The following is a 19,616-nucleotide window of genomic DNA, read 5'->3' as shown; positions in this document are numbered from 1 at the left end:
CCTTGAAATTTCCACTAAAATCTTCGCAAAATTATCTGTATATGCAGTTTTTCAGTCCTCAAAATCCTCAGTCATGCCAGGGTTAATGAGCGTTATATCATATTCACTAGCATCAGTCTGACCAGGTGGCGTGGTCTCATGCTGTAATAGGTAATAAATGGCACGTACTTGCGGGCCAAAAATAATTTCGTCTTCATTTTTGAGATTGTGAGTCTGGATCTTGCGTCCATTAATCATTAAGCCATTAGAACTGGGTCTACCTTTTGCATCACCATCAACAATTCTATAGTAATGGTTATTACTATTATCTTTTCGAGGCAGTTTCAGTAAAGTAGCATGGCGACGCGAGACAAATTGCGAGACTAAACGAATATCGCACTCTCTATCTCGACCAATAGAATAAATGGAATGTTCTAAAATAAATTCTTTGCGTCCCTGATCATCTTCTAAGATCAGTAGATGACTTTCACGGGTTTCTGCTGCCATTGCCAAATCATTGCTAAAATCAGTTGAACTGTCGTTAATCAAGATTTGTTTAAAATTATTGTTTGCCATTCCGTCATCTAGAACCTGTGGTCAAGCAAAGTGATGAAATAAGTAAAATGGTAAAACTCTTCAAGTTACTTGCTCAGTTTGTTTTAAGAATTATCCAGACAGGAACTAGGATATTTTGATGGTCAAAGCAATCAATAAAGCTTAGTTCTGAACAAACTATCATGAAAAAGTTCAGGTTGCGATCGCACGCATAAGGTAGTTAAACCACACCCAAAGCGATGGAGTGACAGCAATAGTACGATAACTCATCAGATAAGTCTACCAAATCATAAGGATTTTATTGTATCTACCGCCCGATACAGCAGTAGGATTGACATATGTACTACGTACGGTCATCTGTTTTACCCTGCGACACTTCAAAACGTGCGGATTCTCACATCCAGGGAACCAACTTTTAGCTACACCTTAAAGATTTTGGGAACACTTTATAGTGTATTGCAAGTAGCCCAGAAGGTGTCTACAATCTGGTATTCGCTGATGATACAGGGCTTGAAAATTTTTGACGTATTAGGTTGTTTACCACACTATTTGCTATATTTCGCTTTCATTTCATCTCTAACAAGAAAACGAATATAGCGATCAAGGCAAATTTACGCTTTCCTACACTAAATTTTAGTATAAGGGCAAAGGGAGGCAGGTCGCTAGCGGCTATCTTAGATTAGCGACTTCTGTCTCCACATTTACGTCAGAAAATTCTCCTAGCCATGAGCAAAGCGCCGTAATAGCAAAGAATTAGTAACTACACTCACCGAACTAAAAGCCATTAGGGCTGCTGCACCAGCAGGGTTAAGAACAAAATGTAGACTAGGCAATAAAATACCTGCTGCAAGGGGAATTCCCAACGTATTATATGCAAAAGCCCAGAATAGGTTTTGGCGAATTTTGTTGAAGGTAGCACGACTCAATTGAATTGATTTGGTTACGTCAGTTAGAGAATTTCGCATTAAGACAATATCAGCAGTTTCCATTGCAACATCTGTGCCTGCGTGTAAGGCAATACCAATATCTGCTTGAGATAAAGCTGGAGCGTCATTGATACCATCACCCACCATAGCAACAACAGATTGGGAGTTGGATATTCCTATTTCTGGTGTTTGAAGAGATTTAATTACGTCTGCTTTCTTGGCTGGAGGAACACCTGCCATCACATCAGTAGGATTTAATCCCAGTTGTTCGGCAATGGCAAAAGCGGCTGCTGGTGTATCACCGCTTAAAAGCATGACTCGCACTCCCATTTGATGCAAATTTTCTACAGCTAGTTTTGCATCTGATCTAAGGGTATCTTGAACGGCAATTAATCCAGCAAATTTTTCTCCAACTGCTACTCCGACAACTGTTTTGCCATCTACTGCCAAGGCTTGAGCTTGCTTTTGTGCAGCTTCATAAATGGAAATTCCGTGTGCCAGAAGCCAATCCCAGTTTCCTAATAACACTAAATTACCTTCCACAACAGCAGAAACACCCAATCCTGGTTCTGTGTGAAAGCGATCGCCCGATGGAACAAATAACTGTTGCCGCTGTGCTTCTTTGCGAATTGCTGTGGCTAAGGGATGGCAGGTGCCGCTTTCAACAGCAGCAGCAAGTTGTAACAGGTGCTGAGAATTGGGGACTGAATCGAGTTCTTCTAGTACAAGGCAATCTGTGACAATCGGATTACCAGTTGTTAACGTGCCAGTTTTATCAAAAACTATGGTATTTAGCTGATGTGCTTTTTCCAAAACATCGCCACCTTTAATTAATATACCTTGTTCGGCAGCGATCGCTGTACCAACGAGAATAGCTGTCGGTGTAGCCAATCCTAAAGCACAGGGACAAGCTACAACCATAACTGAAATTGCGAGCTTTAAGCTCAGTAAAAGTGGTGAGTAGAGGTGATGTATTACCTGTGGAGAGTGATGAGACATCTCCATGCGCGTTGAGGTGGCGACATCAGCCCAAATATTGGTGCCGATAAAGTACCAAAATAAAAATGTGAATAAAGCCGCTGTCAGCACTCCATAGGTAAAATACCCGGCTACTGTATCTGCTAATTTTTGTACGGGTGCTTTTCTGACTTGCGCCGCTTCCACCAGGGCAACAATTTGCGCCAAAGTTGTATCGTTGCCAGTACGAGTTGCCTCAATCGCGATCGCTCCTGACTGATTGAGTGTTCCTGCTGTAACTGCATCTCCGTTTTGCTTGAGTACAGGCACTGATTCACCAGTCAGCATAGATTCATTAATGGTTGTTTGTCCATCCACCACCATCCCATCGACTGGAATTTTATCTCCTGGTAGAACTTGCAACCATTCACCGACACGTACCTGATCTGCCGGAATTTCTAAAATTTCCCCTACTTCCCCGCCTATCTTCGGTTTGGTGAGTAATCTTGCTATCTGGGGTTGCAGATTCAATAATTGCTTAAATGCAGCAGCGGCACTTCCTCTGGCTTGTTTTTCTAATGTCCGTCCTAATAAGATGAAACCCAACATCATTACAGGCTCATCAAAGAAACACTCCCAACCAAGCTGGGGAAATAGCAAAGCTACTACACTTGCTATGTAGGCAGTTAGTGTTCCCAAACCTACCAAGGTATTCATATTGGGTGCATTTCGCCGCCAACCAAGCCAACCATCAATAAAAATTGAGCGCCCTGGAATTAGTAATGCTGCTGTTGCTAATCCAAAGTGGAACCAGATGTTATGTAAACCTGGCAACAGTTCACCACTAAAGCTCCCCAAATGACCCACCCCCGATAATATCAGCAGTACGGTAGCAATTACCAACTGCCTTCGTGCAGATTGCATTTCTTGGCGTTGCTGTTGTGCCGGATCTTGTAATGCTTGTGTTTTCTCTGCCAATTTTCCATAAGATTGTCTGGGTTGAGATGGGAATCCAGCCGCTGTCAATTGCTTTGCTAATGCATCTGGTTCTACAACACCAGTTTCTGATTCTATGACTGCCACCTCCGTCGCCAAGTTCACACTAGCATTCTTGACTCCTGGATATTGAGCTAGCTGCCGCTCTACAGCCTTCACACAGCCAGCACACTTCATACCCCCTACATCCAGAATAATTTTTTCTGTGGTTGGGGTTAGTTCTGGGGAGAGGTTAGTTTTCGGGACAAGTTGCATGGAAAGATTTTGAATGTGCTACGAAACGTCAAGGCTTTTAGCCAAGGTGGAGTAATGCCCACCCCTACTTTGAGAGTAGGCGAAATTCGTAACGACGATAGAATGTCAATTACATGAAGTTTTATTAAGGCTTATGATTCTGTTGACTCTTTGCGGCTCCAGCGCCAATAACTCACGTAAATAACAGCTAGTAACTGTATTGGCATCAGAACAGCCTCACCTCTTAAAAAAGGATTAATGTCCAGATTAGATATAGTGCAGAAATACACTAAACTCAATAGGGCAAATGTAGCTAAGGATATGTTTTTACGATTGATGGTTAGCATATTGATCTAAAGATAATATTTTTTAATTAGTAAAAACGCTATACAGGATACACAGTGTTTTTGTTTAACATAAAGTCAATTGTTGGTAATACTAAATTAGTTTCATATAGTCTTATTTCAAATTTATTTGGTCATAAAAACTTTAATTATTTAATCAAACATAGATATTTTTAAATTCATATATTTTTGGATAAGAAATTTTAAATTCTTAAATAATATGCAACTAATAAACCTCCTAGTAACTTGCTGATTTTTCAAGTATTAGAGCAAGTCAGCTAGGAAATAGCTTATTAGTTTAAACGTACAATCTACAGAAGCATCAAAAATACTTCACTGATTCTTAATTTCACTGATTAGCTAAATGTAAGTAAATCTGAGATAGTGATTAAAGCCTTAGTAATATGAATTTAAAACCATCCCTGTCTGTTTACAAAATAAGTATCAACAAATTCGTTATGGGATTTATTTAAGTAAATCATTCCTTCTATCAAACCAATTAGTTGCATAATTAGTAAGGTAAAGCCGTAGGTGAAATAACCTCCAACTAAAGAGATTACAAGCATGATGAAGCCTTCTGTAGAATAACCAAGAATAAATTTATGAACGCCAAGTCCTCCTAAAATAATGCCGCAGTATCCAGCCAAAAGTTGTTTGGTAGCATGACTAGGGTTGAGATTTGCCACGGGTGCTGCTCCTTCAAGGGTGATGTGTAAAATTAAAACTCTAACTATCTATCAAAAAGATAAATTTACTGAATATCTTAATTTAAGAAGTAGATGAATTTATACCTCAATTTTGGTCAAATTCATCATATAAATTGATAGATCACAAAACTAGCGCAACCTAATTTTATAGGCAACGCAATCATCAATAGAGTAAGCAGTGATTCAGAAATATCCTGAAGCTGCTTCCCCTAATCAAAAGATTTTGAACTTAAAAAAATGTAAAATAGCGTTTTGCATTATTTTTGTAACAGCAGATTCTCAGTTAAAGAGTTACTATCACGAGCGCAAAACAACCAAATCAGGATAATGATTACAATTTCAACAATGTCACTTCCGGATTTTTTAAGATTTACGGACTCAATTGTGACACTGAATAACATTAAACCTTAGACACCACAGTTTAAGGAATATTTCCCAAATTAAGTCAGGTAAACCACCAGAGCAAAATTTGTATTGTCATTCCGTCATTAAGTTAAACTCAGACAGAAACTACAGACAATTTGCTTTAGTAGAAGGCTGACAACTGACAGTGTTATCATTCTTAGACTAATTTGTCATCTACTTTACTAACTGCTGCCATTTTGAAGGCTAGTATGTCCTGGTGAAAATAATCTAACAGTTAAGAATAGACAAAAAAACCATATTATAAGTTTCTTACTTTCTACCTTCTGTCATATCGGTGCTACTGGGAAAAAACTTTACAGACACTTATCAAGTCCGCAAAGCCTACTAATAGTTGGTACTCTAAAGAGCAACTCATCTTCGCTTGAAGTTATACATCCTACGAGAAGCTGCTCTAGAGGCGTCTACCGCGTACTTTTTAGGCGTCTGCAAGTTAGAGAATATACACCGTTGCCAATGGAGAGAAGCAGTTTACCGTTCGGAAATTTCCGATTCAGTACCAGCTGACTACCCCACTTTTTGCCTTTTTATACTAGCAGCATATTTTTTCTCAAACTAACATTTTTCTAGGCTAAGTACCAACTATAATTAGTAGATTTTTATGACATATTATCTTGGTATTTCATGAAATTTTGGTAAAGCATGACTAAAATTTAGTGACTGCTACTGCCGAGGATAAATAGACTGATGAGAGTGCCACTATTCCAAAGGCTATGGAGAAGCATGGGAGCAAGGAGATTGCGCGATCGCGTGTACACTACTCCTAAAACTACCCCCAAAGAAAACAGTGGTAGAACTTCTGACAAGCTGAGGTGAGCAATAGCAAAGAAAAAGCCACTAGCAAGAATTGCCCACCACACAGACATATAACGCGTGAGCGAGGGTAACAAAAAGCCGCGAAATAGAAATTCTTCAAACAACGGGGCAGCGATCGCAGCGGTGACAAAAAATAGTCCCAGTGCAACAGAATCTTGACTTTCCAATGCCAGTTGTAACAAAGGATTACTACCGCCTTGTCCTTGCCATAGTTGTTGATTAATTAGGGACACTACCACCACAATCGGTAGCGCGGCACAATAACCACCAAATCCCCACAAAAACCAATTACTTTGCCAGCGAAAGCGAAACCAATCAGATGGTAGCGGTAAAAAACGTTTGATAGATAAATACAGCACCAATAGTGCGCCCGACGCTACCAAAATGTAGCTCAAGAATACGTAAAATGCTTGAATACGTACATTTAGAACTGGACGTGGAATAGGGAGAAGGGCTAACACCAAAGGAATTAAAAGTTGCCCCATAAAGAAAAAACCGACAACGAAGACTTGTAAAATCGTTTCTCCATCCCAGGGTGTTGTCCAACCTACATCAGCATTTTGCTCTAGTAAAGCTGTTTTACCTTTAACTAGACGCTGTCCAATCAAAAATATCAGTAGTCCAATTCCAATAAAAGCCCCTAGTGCTGGAATAGTACCTATAATTGCTAATTTCCATAAAGCATCCATAGCAGCTTCTTGTGCCTCGACTTTAATATTTTCCAAGGCTTCTTGACGTTGCTGGGATTCGTACAGTTTGGTAAGGGTGGTATATCGGAACCAACCTTCTAAGTTATCTTGGATCACTTGTTGCGCATCTGGGAGAAGACGAGGAGGATTACTCCACAGCCCAATCAGTGTGGCGGCTGTTTCGCGCAATGGCGAATCCATGTCTAAATTTTGCTGTAATTCATTCCATGTTTTAAAGGCAGTATCATTTTTCCCTTGCTGTATTTGTAAGATTCCTAACTGTAAATCTATTTCAGCAATTGATTTTTGCAATTGGTTGAGAGTTTGCTGCAACTGTTTTTCCTGTAACGAAGGAGAGACATTGCTAACAGGAGGAATTTCTGATTGAGATTTGGGAGTTGCAGGAGTAGTGGCTGCTTCCGATGTCAGCCGTGCCAGCTGTTTTTCGGCTTTTTCTAGATTCAGTTGAGCTGATTTACGTGCCTGCTGATACTGCTTAATAGCTGTTTCTAGGGGTTTTTCGCCTACGATCGCTTCCTTCGCTACCTTGAAATTACTGTCCTTACTATCTGGCGGTTGCCATTGCGAGGCTTGTAGCACAATATTTGTTTGGTAGAGTTCCAAACGATTTTGAAACTGAGGTTCTTGCCAACTATTAACTAGAGACGTACCTGAAACAAAAATAGCTACCAGCGTCAAAAAAAATAAACCCAACCGCTTAAGTGTCATCTATCCTCCCCTTGATTAACCAGTGTCAAGTGCCTGTACCTGTTGGGAATTATCGCAAGAAAAGCAGGAACAGTATAGATTTCAGAATAAGCGAATAGTAGATCTCATCAACTTAAGAATTTGTAAGCAACTTTTCCATGCTAGAGTACAATTCTTTGCATTGCTTGCCCTTTGGGGAGGATTTAATTAGATGAACTGCTAGGCTTTAAGTCGGTGGAGGGTACCGACTGTTGCCGCTGTTGCGTCTACAGAGCAAACACTAATTATCCTTACACCCGACATCCCATGCCCTTTTTCTTGACATGGGAGTTTGTAATCATGCTGAATAACTCACCATCATCCTTGATAGATTTTGAAGTGAAGATTGGTTCTCAATCTATACGCTTTGCGAAGAAAAATGTGTATTACAGATGGTATAGAGAACTAATTTTAGTCTTTAGTAGTGTCAATTTTCGTAATTTTCCATATACCATGAGAGATTTCTGGATGTAATTCGATATAAACTCGTTCAGAATCAAATGTTTGAAAAGGCATCATAAATAACTTAAGCTTACTAGAAAAATCAATGATTGCTCGACAAACTTCTGTGTTATCTTCGATAATTTGATAGATATTAATGGTTAAGTCCAAACTTACACCTATTGGTAGTGAGCGAAAAGTTTCTTGAAAAAAGTTAATTAAAGCAGTTTTATTTTTCAGGGAATAAAAAGAACCCAAATAATAATCAGAGAATATACGCTCTATTTCAACAGCATTTTTAGAGTTATATGCAATCTTTAAACTCTCAAAAATAGATAATATATGCTTTGACAAGCAATCAGGAGATAAATATTTGTGTTGCTCTTTTTGATGGCAAATAAATACTTCCTGAGCGACAAGTGTAGTCAGTTCTGAATTCATAGCTTTCATTTTTTGGATAATTTCGCCATGAATGTAGCATATAGAACTGATACTGCCCAGACTCAAATCAGCAAATTAATCAGTTTAAATTTATTGATCTAAAGTGTGAGCGTATACGTCAAAAACCTTATTTTCCCATACATTTGACTTTTTCAATCTCACCAAAATAGTTACTTTACTATTAACTTAATAAAAAGCGCTCTCAAGATTGAGAACGCTCTTTATATCTCCAAAATATGCAGAGAAATTAGAAAGCCATTGCTCTACACATCAGTAATTAACCATTGATTACAGGAGCGCTCATCGCCACAGGTACAGCTTCACCAGCTGCTAAGTCTAGCGGGAAGTTGTGAGCATTGCGCTCATGCATTACTTCTATACCTAAGTTGGCACGGTTCAATACATCTGCCCATGTATTCACTACATGTCCTTGAGAGTCAAGAATTGATTGGTTAAAGTTAAACCCATTCAGGTTGAACGCCATAGTACTGATGCCTAATGCCGTGAACCAAATACATACTACAGGCCAAGCTGCCAAGAAGAAGTGTAAGGAACGAGAGTTATTAAAGCTGGCATATTGCCAAATTAATCGTCCAAAGTAGCCGTGAGCAGCCACGATACTGTATGTTTCCTGTTCTTGTCCGAACTTGTAACCGTAGTTTTGAGATTCGGTTTCAGTTGTTTCCCGTACAAGCGAAGAAGTTACCAAAGAACCGTGCATCGCGCAGAACAAGCTACCACCAAATACACCTGCTACACCCAGTTGATGGAAGGGATGCATCAAGATGTTATGCTCGGCTTGGAACACAAGCATAAAGTTGAATGTGCCGCTAATACCGAGAGGCATTCCGTCAGAAAAACTACCTTGCCCAATTGGATAAATTAGGAAAACAGAAGTTGCTGCTGCTACAGGAGCAGAGTAAGCTACACAAATCCAAGGACGCATACCCAGGCGATAGCTTAACTCCCATTGCCGTCCCAACCAACAGAAGATACCAATGAGAAAATGGAAAACAATTAATTCATAAGGCCCGCCATTATAGAGCCATTCATCAAGGGAAGCTGCTTCCCAAATCGGGTAAAAGTGCAATCCAATAGCATTGGATGTTGGAACAATAGCACCTGTGATGATGTTATTGCCGTATAACAAAGAACCAGAAACTGGTTCGCGGATGCCGTCAATATCGACTGGCGGTGCAGCAATAAAGGCAATGATGAAACAGATGGTAGCTGTTAACAGCGTTGGGATCATCAAAACGCCGAACCAGCCGATATAAAGTCTGTTATTGGTGCTGGTAATCCATTCACAGAACCGATCCCACAGGCTCTCTCTTTCGCCTCTTCTTAAAATTGTGGTCATGGCTGTTTTGTTTATAAACTGTTGAACGCAAGTTTCTCAATTAGCAAAAATTGAGAAATTCACTGTTTTCATGGATTTTTACCAAAAACCTTCTCCCCATCGCCGGAACGTTCAGATTCAAACTTTGAATCTGTTGTCAGTTGCCTCACACCAAATAAAAAAACAAAAATCTTACTAACCTTCCCCAGGGAGACGGTTAAATTAGAGGGAAATTTTCCCGGCTCTTAAATTCAGTTTTTACATAAATTTTTTATATTTTTCAATATTATTTTGTTAATTTATGATACGAATACTCTGTTTATGATCAATACTTATTTACATTAATTTGTTTTAGGCTGTTGAGGTGATATACAACAAGCAAAAGTAGCTTATATATTGAATTATTGTTCACCTAATATAAAAAAGCGCCCTCTTTTTTGAGGACGCTTTTTATTTTTTACCTAGACGTGAAATCTCACATCTATTAAGAAATATTAACCGTTGATAGCAGGAGCGCTGAGAGCAACAGGAGCAGCTTCGCTACTAGCCAAGTCGAGAGGGAAGTTGTGAGCATTACGCTCGTGCATCACTTCCATACCCAAGTTAGCGCGGTTGATGATGTCAGCCCAGGTGTTGATGACACGACCTTGAGAATCAATCACAGACTGGTTGAAGTTGAAACCATTCAGGTTGAACGCCATCGTGCTGATGCCCAGAGCAGTGAACCAGATACATACAACCGGCCAAGCTGCCAAGAAGAAGTGCAACGAGCGGCTGTTGTTGAAAGAAGCGTATTGGAAAATCAAGCGACCGAAGTAACCGTGAGCAGCAACGATGTTGTAGGTTTCTTCTTCTTGACCGAACTTGTAACCGTAGTTTTGAGATTCGGTTTCGGTGGTTTCACGTACCAGAGAAGAGGTTACCAAACTTCCATGCATTGCACAGAACAAGCTACCGCCGAAGACACCTGCGACACCGAGTTGGTGGAAGGGGTGCATGAGGATGTTGTGCTCGGCTTGGAACACCAACATGAAGTTGAAGGTTCCACTGATTCCCAAAGGCATTCCGTCAGAGAAGGAACCTTGACCTAAGGGGTAGATCAAGAAAACTGCGGTTGCAGATGCCAATGGAGCAGAGTAAGCTACACAAATCCAGGGGCGCATACCTAAGCGGTAGGACAATTCCCACTGACGACCGAGGTAGCAGAAGCAACCGATCAAGAAGTGGAAAATTACCAATTGGTAAGGGCCACCGTTGTAGAGCCATTCATCTAAGGATGCTGCTTCCCAGATTGGGTAGAAGTGCAAACCAATGGCGTTGGAAGAAGGTACTACTGCACCAGAGATGATGTTGTTTCCGTACATCAAGGAACCTGCTACTGGTTCACGGATGCCATCGATGTCTACGGGGGGTGCGGCGATGAAGGCGATGATGAAGCAAGTTGTAGCGGCTAACAGGGTTGGGATCATCAACACGCCGAACCAACCGATGTATAAACGGTTGTCCGTGCTGGTGATCCACTCACAAAACCGCTCCCATGCGTTGGCGCTTGTGCGTCTTTGTAGGGTTGTGGTCATTATTTTATAAGTGCAATAAATTCTTGACAATGAATTAGGCAGATGTAATTTCTACCTATATTAAAAAGGTTTACACAAATTTTTATTTTGTGCAAGTATTTACTCACTAAAAATATTATTTAATTCATAATATTAACTTTTGTTAAAATAAATGGAAATATATTTAGTAATGTTACAAAAAATTATAGTTTTATTTAGATTTATTTAGAGTTAAGTGGATAGTTAGAAATCAAAGTAGATATATGGCAGGCTTCCTTCGGGAGCTAATACCCAAACGGCGTAGAAACAAGGAATTACAAACAAAAGTTTTATATACCAATTAAGTTGTAGTTTCAGTTGACGATTGAAAAAGTAAACTACAGTCATAAAAGTAGTTAGAGATAGCAAAAGTATAGTTAACTGATATTGACTGATGTTCAGTGCTTCTACATAAACCTTTTGAGCAAATTGAGCATCACCCCGATAACCCCATAACCGCTGAAATACCAAAGATGAGTCTTGCAAATTTGGTAGGCGGAACCAAATCCAAGAAGTAAAAACCATCAGTTGCGTCAGTAACCAACTGATAAAAATACCTAAAGGCTGTTGCCAGAAACTTTCTAGCTCCTCAAAGCTATCGCTAAGGGCATCAGTAAGTCTATGCACTACTAAAGCCAAACCGTGGTATGCACCCCAAACTAAAAATCCCAAGGCTGCTCCATGCCAAATACCCGCAATAATCATTACAATCATCAAATTTAAACAGGTACGATCTAAACCTTTACGAGAACCGCCTAACGGAAAGTAGAGGTAGTTACGCAGCCAGTCTCCTAGTGTCATATGCCAACGTCGCCAAAACTCAGCAATACTAGTACTGAAGTAAGGGAAATCAAAATTTTCTGGTAAAACTAAACCAAACAGTAGAGCAGTACCACGGGCGATATCTACGTAACCACTGAAATCGAGATATAACTGAAAACCATAAGCAAATGTTGCTAACCATAAATCAGCACTACTCGCCCGTTGTAAATTACCAAAGCATAAATCTACATAGATACCTATATGATCTGCTATTAAACCTTTTTTCGCTGCTCCAATAGCAATCAACCATAAGGCTTCTGATAGGTTTTCGGCAGTAAGCGATCGCAAGTTACTAAATTGATTTGCTAAATTATGAAACCGAGTAATTGGGCCAGAAATTAATTTAGCAAAGAAAAATTTATAGGCTGCAAATTTAATAAATTGATAGGTAGCAGGTGCTCCCCGATAAACATCTACTAAATAAGCAATACACTCAAATACAAAAAATGAAATTCCTAAAGGTGCAATAATTTTGGAATATGCAAATGGTAAATTTGTTGAGTTGTTATTGCCGATAAAGTTTAATAATGGGGATAAATATTTAAAACCTAGCAAAAGCAAAATATTAATGCTCACGCCCAGGTATAATAGTTTTACACTTTTGCTGTTCCAATCAGCTTGTGCAAATCTAGATTCTTCGTCAGTAATATCCTCATTTAAAGAATGTTGCTCTGGTAATTGGTTTTGCCCGATTGCTATTCCTATCCGAAAGTTAATAAAAATTAGTACTAGCAACAAGGGAATGTACTGAAGCTGTAGAGTTGCATAAAATGCAATACTGGCTATTAAGAGTATCCATAAACGCAATCTCTGCTTTGCTACAGACCAATAGAATGCAAGTACTACTAGCAAGAAAATTCCGTATAAAATTGATATGAAATTCATTTAGTTAATCATCAGTTATTAGTCATTGGTTAGTAGTTAGTAGTTAGTAGTTACTATTCCCCTTGTCCCTGTGTCTCTTTGTCCTTCCATTTGCTATCTGAACTTGTACTAAGATTGACCTATTTTGCAGGCCAAGGAATCATCGGATCAATAGCAAGTTTTTGCGAGACTTCGTATGCACCGTAACGATTGAGATGACTAGGATCAGAAAAATAGTCATTCGCTGTTGGCCAAAGAACTCTAAAATCACGGTAAATTAAGTTTGAACGTTCGGCTAAAGTTAGCATATATTGTTGAAATTCCTGCTCATATTGCTGACGAATAGGATCTAAGTATTCTGCTGTTAGTGGCATATTCACAAAGACTAAATTAATTTTTTGAGATTCGGTGAATCGCAGTACTGCTTGTAAGGCAATTTCTTGCTTACCTTCTAATTTAAAAGCAGTATAGTCATTATCATAGTTACCAGTAACTTTAGGATGTTTTTGATAATATGTGGATGGATTAAAACGAATAGATAATGGTAAAAAACCATCAAAATCAACTGCTTGCTCAACCAAATACTGCTCAGTATCTAAAGTTGTATTATTTGTACTAACTTTTGCCGAGCTTTCTTGCATAAATGGTACAGCTTTCAACTTTTTATTGAGTAGTTTTTTGAGTTCTTCGCGTTGTTGATGTGTTCTAGAAATAGAAGATAAAGTTTGATTTAAAAGTTTATCTAAAGATTTATAATTATTCTCTAGTTGAGTTTTTGTTTTTACTGTCTGCTCTATTTGTGTAGACTGAGAACTGCTGAGATAATCATTAGAATTTTGGGTTACTAATTCTTTTTGCAAGACTTTTTGGTAACCTGGAGATGCTGCGATCGCATTAAAGGTTATATCCTCTCTACCACTATTAAAGGCACGCGCACCATCTGCCCAAATAATCAGTTTTGGTAGTTCTGATGGCTCTAAAACTCGGCGTAAGACAAAATCTACAACTTGTGCTGTGGCTCCATTTATACCAAAGTTAAACACCTCAACGTGAGGATATCCATGAGTAGTTAGGGCTTTAGAAAGCGCTGAGGGATCTATTCCCCTCAGCGCGCGCGAGGAGCCGAGAATTAATACATCAGGCGGTTTGCCAGCCTTCATAAGTCGCTGCCTGTAAAGTGCTAGCTGCTCATCTAATTGCCGAGCGTTAAAACTGGGAAACTGTGATCGCGCTGCCAGCAAAATTGCAGTTGCAGTTGCTTTTTCTCTTGGTTTGGTATCTTCTATACTCGTGAATCCAGAAGCATTGAATACCTCAGTTTGCTTGCCGGGAGATTTTTCTTTTGATGTATTGGCAAAAAAGATTGTACTTTCGTTGTTTTCTAGAGAATTAGCTACAGCTGTTGGAGCTGGAGTGCTAACAGTTGTCGGTGTTGGAGGTGTAGAGTTCAAAACAATCTGAGCTAATATCCAATCTGACTGCAAAGTCAACAGTAATCCCAAAGTACCCCAAACAATCGCTACTCGATAGTTGGCGTGTTCGTCTGCTGCTTGCTCTTGTGGCTGGTTGGTTTCAGTCAATAGCTGTGTTGCCAAAAGCCATTGTCTAAGTTTTGTACCCCAATAACAAGCAACTTCCGCAAAAATACTTTGTACTTCTTGTCTAGTCAAATCAGGGCGCAGCACAGACTCGCTATCTTCAGATGGAATCAGATCGCCAACGTAAGCAGCGGTAGCGGCGAATTCTGGAGTAGCTTCTGGTACTAAACGTTGACGGTTGACAAAATCGACGCCATAATGCCATAAAGGTTCCTTGTTACCTGCACGACGACCATAGACACGTACTCCTGCTAAACCAGGAATATTCAATTGCGATACAAATTGAGTAACTTTTTCTGCCACTCTTTTGCGTGCAGGGCAAACTGGTGCATCGCACATAATATGTAACAAATCGCCTTTGCTTACCAACAGAACACGAGTCCCACCTGTTTTGAGGCGAAGATCTAGATCCGGATTAAGCATTCGCTCTAGTAAGAAAACAAGAGCAGGTTGATCGCCTCCAGCCGCTAATTCCATTACTGACGTTGCTAAAGCTTGATGTTCTGAGGCAGGCAAAGTTTGCCAATCTATCCAAGCTGGTTGCTTATCAGCGTGTGTGTGTCCGTATATAGTAGCTGCAACAATACCTTGGGGAGCAATAACTTCCAACTGAGACATGATCACTCTTAAGCACAGGGCTTTTTCCGGTATTTGGAATGTTGCTGGCTCCAAAGCAGCGGGGCTGCAAAACATATGTAGTGTAGATTCTTTGAGAGTTATCCCCACCTTGAGATTGAACTCAGATAATTTCTCGTTGACTAAGCGGGCGATCGCCTGTACATCTCCCCAACGCGCCCATTCTTTCAGCATTACTTCGGTTGGAGTGAGATCTACCCGCAGCACCCAACCAAAGCCTGTTTCACCTGCTACTGTTGTGGCAATAACTGCATCTTCATAACCAGAAAGCTTCAGATTACGCAATTTCCGCGCCACTGGCTCGGCAATTAATGAAGGATCGGGGACATAACTAGACTGGCAATATATCCACAATCGATTTTGAGCGATCGGATTTTGTGGAGTTCCCTGTTGCTGCTTGACTTTAACTTCTACCGCCACACCCAAAGAACTTAGTGTTTCGCTTAAATAGCGAGCGATCGCATCTGGATTGCCTTGACGCGCCAAGCTTTCGTTAGAGAGAACCAGCGCTCCACCAGTGTGAGAGGATTTTTCTGCATCTTGGAGTAAGGCTTGTTCTACCTGTTCCAAGTGCCGCTCCAATTGATTTAAGAAAACTTGATGGCACCATTGCGGCTTGGTTTCACCCTTCTTTCGACCGTAGACGAAAACTTGGTATATTGAGGGTTGTTCGCTACTTGTCAAAACATCCAAATTTGTATGCTGTAGTGCGTGCAGCAAATCAGACAGAGTACGCCAACGCCGGGGGCATTCTTGACTTTCACAAAGGATGTATAGATCGTTTCCCCGCAACCGAATTTTCACTCCTAAAGTGTTAATTCCTGTTGCTTGGCTTACCCATTGTATTAGTGTTTGTTGGCTCGGTGGTAATGCTGTTTTCATGGGAAGTTGAGTATGCAGGAGCTAGTATTGGGGATAGTATCTTGACTTGTAAACTAGAACCATGAGAATCATCACGATATGAAGTTTTTTAACATTTTTTCTGCATTATAAATTTACCAATCGAGCAAAGCACAGTTTTAGCTTGCAAGTCCGCCATTTGTCGAATTTTGCCCGTCTCCATTCATCCTCACACCACAGAGAATAACCTATGTCATCTTTTAACTCTAAATCTTCAACAAATTCCGATCTCAATTTAGTTTTGTTTTCCATTCCCCAATCTTTCCTCTTACAAGTTGGTACGACGTCTGTTCTCATGTTGCTGTTAGCGGAGAAAGCCACCGCACAAACTTTACAAGCGATCGGAGAAGCCACTGAAGAAATATTTCGTGGCGATCGCTTACCCATCCTTGACTTTCCAGAAAACAAGCTAGAAAACGAAAGTTAGTTATTATACTATTTTTTCTGAAAATGATCGTGGCAAACTCCATGACTGTAGAGTCCAAAACCTGAAATCATAAAAATAACTAGCTTTAACAGAACAGAGGATATGAGTTCCCTTTTATACTTTTTCTCTCAGGATGTGAATGTCTACCCTGCCTCCGATTTATTTTTACGCCATCGTCTACAAATAGTAGAGGAATTATGGGAGTCCGTTCTTCGGCAGGAATGTGGCCAAAAAATGGTAGATCTGTTGCGGCAATTACGCGACTTGTGTTCGCCAGAAGGACAAGCAACTAACGATCAAGCTTCCTCTGTATTTAAATTGATTGAGCAGCTGAACATTAACGAAGCCATTCGAGCGGCTCGTGCTTTTGCTTTGTATTTTCAGCTGATCAATATCATAGAGCAGGATTACGAACAACGGCAGCAAATGAATCGTTATGAGGAAGGAAAAGAACCAGGAACTCAGGAAACTCTACCAAATATTGCTGCTTCACCAGTTTCTCATACAGAAGAAAAACCTCTCAACAACGGACTAGGAGCAGATTTGCTAACAAAAAGTTGGCAAGCGGACTTGAGTGGTAAACGCAAAGGCACTTTTGCTGCCTTGTTTCCCCATTTATATCAGCTAAACGTACCACCTCAACAAATTCAACGCCTAATTGCACAGTTAGATGTACAACTGGTGTTTACCGCTCACCCAACAGAAATCGTCCGTCACACAATTCGCGACAAACAAAGACGAGTAGTCAAACTACTACAACAGCTAGATGTAGTTGAAAAGCGTGTTGGTAATTCTGGTTCTTGGGAAGCAACAGAAATTCGGGAACAATTAATAGAAGAAATACGTTTGTGGTGGCGAACTGATGAGTTGCACCAGTTTAAACCTTCAGTACTAGATGAAGTAGACTATGCTTTGCACTACTTCCAAGAAGTTTTGTTTGAGACTATTCCCCAACTATACAAGCATTTACAGCGCTCTTTAGCTAGCACTTTTCCTTGGCTGGAACCACCGAGGAAGAACTTTTGCAAATTTGGTTCTTGGGTAGGGGCAGACAGAGATGGCAACCCATCGGTAACACCAGAAATCACCTGGCAGACAGCTTGCTATCAGCGCAATATTGTTTTAGAAAGGTATATTCAATCAATTAAACGCTTGATTAATTTATTAAGCGTGTCGCTACACTGGAGTGATGTTCTGCCAGATTTACTGGAATCTTTAGAGATAGAGCAATCGCAGCTGAGTGAAGTATATGACGAGTTGGCATTGCGTTATCGCCAAGAACCGTATCGGCTGAAAATGTCATATGTATTGAAACGTTTAGAAAATACTCGCGATCGCAATTTAGCTCTCTCAAAACGGGAAATAATCAAAAACGATAACACGCCGATATATCGCTCTGGAGATGAATTTTTAGCAGAATTACGCCTCATTGAACGTAATTTAAATGAAACAGGATTAACTTGTCGCGAACTAGAAAATTTGATTTGTCAGGTAGAAATTTTTGGTTTTAACTTGACTTGTTTAGATATTCGTCAAGAATCCTCGCGCCATTCCGATGCTTTAAATGAAATTTTGGAGTATTTAGGTGTTTTAAAGCAGCCTTACGACGAATTGAGCGAGGAAGAAAGAGTTGCTTGGTTGGTGAGCGAACTCCAAACTCGCCGTCCTTTAATTCCAGCACAATTACCATTTTCAGCAAAGACTAACGATGTTATTGAAACCTTGCGAGTAGTGCGATCGCTCCAACAAGAATTTGGTGGCGACATCTGCAAAACTTACATTATCAGTATGTGCCGCCAAGTCAGTGATGTGCTAGAAGTATTGCTTTTAGCCAAAGAAGCAGGGCTTTACGATCCTGGTACTGCTGTTGGCACCATTCAAGTAGTACCCCTATTTGAAACAGTAGAAGACTTGCAGCGATCGCGTAGCGTCATGCGGCAGTTGTTTGAATTGCCTTTATATCGGGCTTTACTGGCAGGTGGATACGCAGCAATTGAAGGGGACAGGGGACAGGGGACAGGTGACAGGAAGAATGAATCTTTCTGTGCGTCTAAATCTACTCTGACTCCCAATTTGCAAGAAGTAATGCTGGGGTATTCTGATAGTAATAAAGACTCTGGCTTTTTAAGCAGTAACTGGGAAATTCATAAAGCCCAAAAATCACTACAGCAAATTGCTGAAAATTATGGTGTCAATTTGAGGATATTCCACGGACGTGGTGGCTCTGTTGGACGCGGTGGTGGCCCAGCTTATGAGGCTATTTTGGCACAGCCTGGTCACAGTATCAACGGGCGCATCAAAATTACCGAACAAGGGGAAGTGTTAGCTTCTAAATATTCCTTACGAGATTTAGCCCTGTTCAATTTGGAAACTATTACCACTGCTGTAATTCAGGCTAGCTTATTGCGAACTGGGTTTGATGATATTGAACCTTGGAATGAAATTATGGAAGAGTTGGCAGTGCGATCGCGTACTCATTATCGCGCTCTCATCTACGAAGAACCAGATTTTATTGATTTCTTCCACCAAGTGACTCCGATAGAAGAGATTAGCCTCCTACAAATTAGCTCTCGCCCAGCGCGTCGTCCATCAGGTAAAAAAGATTTAAGTGGTTTGCGGGCAATTCCTTGGGTATTTAGCTGGACGCAAACACGGTTTTTGCTACCTTCTTGGTATGGTGTTGGCACGGCATTACAAGAATTTTTGAACGAAGAGCCGGAAGAACACCTAAAATTGCTGCGTTATTTTTACATTAAATGGCCATTCTTTAAGATGGTTATTTCCAAAGCAGAAATGACTTTAGCAAAAGTAGACTTGCAAATGGCACGGCGCTACGTGGAAGAATTGTCTAATCCGCAAGATATACCCCGTTTTAAGAGACTATTTGAGCAAATAGCCAATGAATACTATCTCACACGAGATTTAGTTCTCAAAATCACCGATCACCAACGACTTTTAGATGGCGATCCTGTTTTGCAGCGTTCTGTGCAGCTACGCAATGGCACAATTGTACCGCTAGGCTTTATCCAAGTTGCTCTGCTCAAGCGATTGCGCCAGTCAAAAAATATACCCACTTCTGGAGTTATTCACTCTCGATATAGTAAGGGAGAACTGCTGCGTGGGGCATTGTTGACAATTAATGGTATTGCTGCCGGGATGAGAAATACAGGTTGATTATTG

The 19,616-nt window shown here is 40.3% G+C and carries 11 protein-coding genes; 2 read left to right on the top strand and 9 right to left on the bottom strand.

All coding sequences use genetic code 11. From position 1 onward, the window contains the following. Positions 1-51 precede the first annotated feature (51 nt). From U2718_RS13400 to U2718_RS13360, 9 genes are all read right to left on the bottom strand, one after another. Positions 52-555, bottom strand: coding sequence for an FHA domain-containing protein (locus U2718_RS13400; protein WP_342000310.1), 504 nt, complete (start codon positions 553-555; stop codon positions 52-54). A gap of 698 nt (positions 556-1,253) precedes the next feature. Next, entirely contained in the window at positions 1,254-3,668 is a 2,415-nt protein-coding gene (locus U2718_RS13395; RefSeq protein WP_342000308.1) for a heavy metal translocating P-type ATPase, read from the bottom strand. Between the two features lie 733 nt (positions 3,669-4,401). Next, entirely contained in the window at positions 4,402-4,677 is a 276-nt protein-coding gene (locus U2718_RS13390; RefSeq protein ID WP_342000306.1) for a TM2 domain-containing protein, read from the bottom strand. A gap of 1,097 nt (positions 4,678-5,774) precedes the next feature. Beyond that, a complete protein-coding gene (locus tag U2718_RS13385) occupies positions 5,775-7,355 on the bottom strand; it encodes a type II CAAX endopeptidase family protein (protein ID WP_342000303.1) in 1,581 nt (526 codons plus the stop codon). 429 nt (positions 7,356-7,784) lie between these two features. Then, on the bottom strand, positions 7,785-8,255 hold the full coding sequence (locus U2718_RS13380) for a hypothetical protein (RefSeq protein WP_342000302.1): 471 nt from the start codon (positions 8,253-8,255) through the stop codon (positions 7,785-7,787). Positions 8,256-8,532: 277 nt separating this feature from the next. Then, the gene (gene psbA / locus U2718_RS13375; protein WP_342000299.1) at positions 8,533-9,615 is read right to left on the bottom strand and encodes a photosystem II q(b) protein; all 1,083 of its coding nucleotides are present in this window, start codon (positions 9,613-9,615) and stop codon (positions 8,533-8,535) included. 473 nt (positions 9,616-10,088) lie between these two features. Next, the gene (gene psbA, locus U2718_RS13370) at positions 10,089-11,171 is read right to left on the bottom strand and encodes a photosystem II q(b) protein (RefSeq protein WP_342000297.1); all 1,083 of its coding nucleotides are present in this window, start codon (positions 11,169-11,171) and stop codon (positions 10,089-10,091) included. Between the two features lie 222 nt (positions 11,172-11,393). Next, positions 11,394-12,896, bottom strand: coding sequence for an MBOAT family protein (locus U2718_RS13365; RefSeq protein ID WP_342000295.1), 1,503 nt, complete (start codon positions 12,894-12,896; stop codon positions 11,394-11,396). Positions 12,897-13,015: 119 nt separating this feature from the next. Next, a complete protein-coding gene (locus U2718_RS13360; RefSeq protein WP_342000293.1) occupies positions 13,016-15,991 on the bottom strand; it encodes a DUF1574 family protein in 2,976 nt (991 codons plus the stop codon). 208 nt (positions 15,992-16,199) lie between these two features. Here U2718_RS13360 and U2718_RS13355 point away from each other — a divergent pair, with 208 nt between their 5' ends. Together U2718_RS13355 and ppc are read left to right on the top strand one after the other, a co-directional pair. Further along, positions 16,200-16,436 (top strand): hypothetical protein, encoded by a 237-nt coding sequence (locus tag U2718_RS13355; RefSeq protein WP_342000291.1) that lies wholly within the window; start codon positions 16,200-16,202, stop codon positions 16,434-16,436. Between the two features lie 102 nt (positions 16,437-16,538). Continuing rightward, positions 16,539-19,610 (top strand): phosphoenolpyruvate carboxylase, encoded by a 3,072-nt coding sequence (ppc, locus tag U2718_RS13350; RefSeq protein WP_342000290.1) that lies wholly within the window; start codon positions 16,539-16,541, stop codon positions 19,608-19,610. Positions 19,611-19,616: the final 6 nt, after the last annotated feature.

Origin of the sequence: Chlorogloeopsis sp. ULAP02 (assembly GCF_038404745.2) — a bacterium.
GTDB lineage: Bacteria > Cyanobacteriota > Cyanobacteriia > Cyanobacteriales > Nostocaceae > Chlorogloeopsis.
The sequence above is the reverse complement of the archived record's forward strand: the minus strand, read 5'-3'. Positions and strand labels throughout refer to the sequence as shown.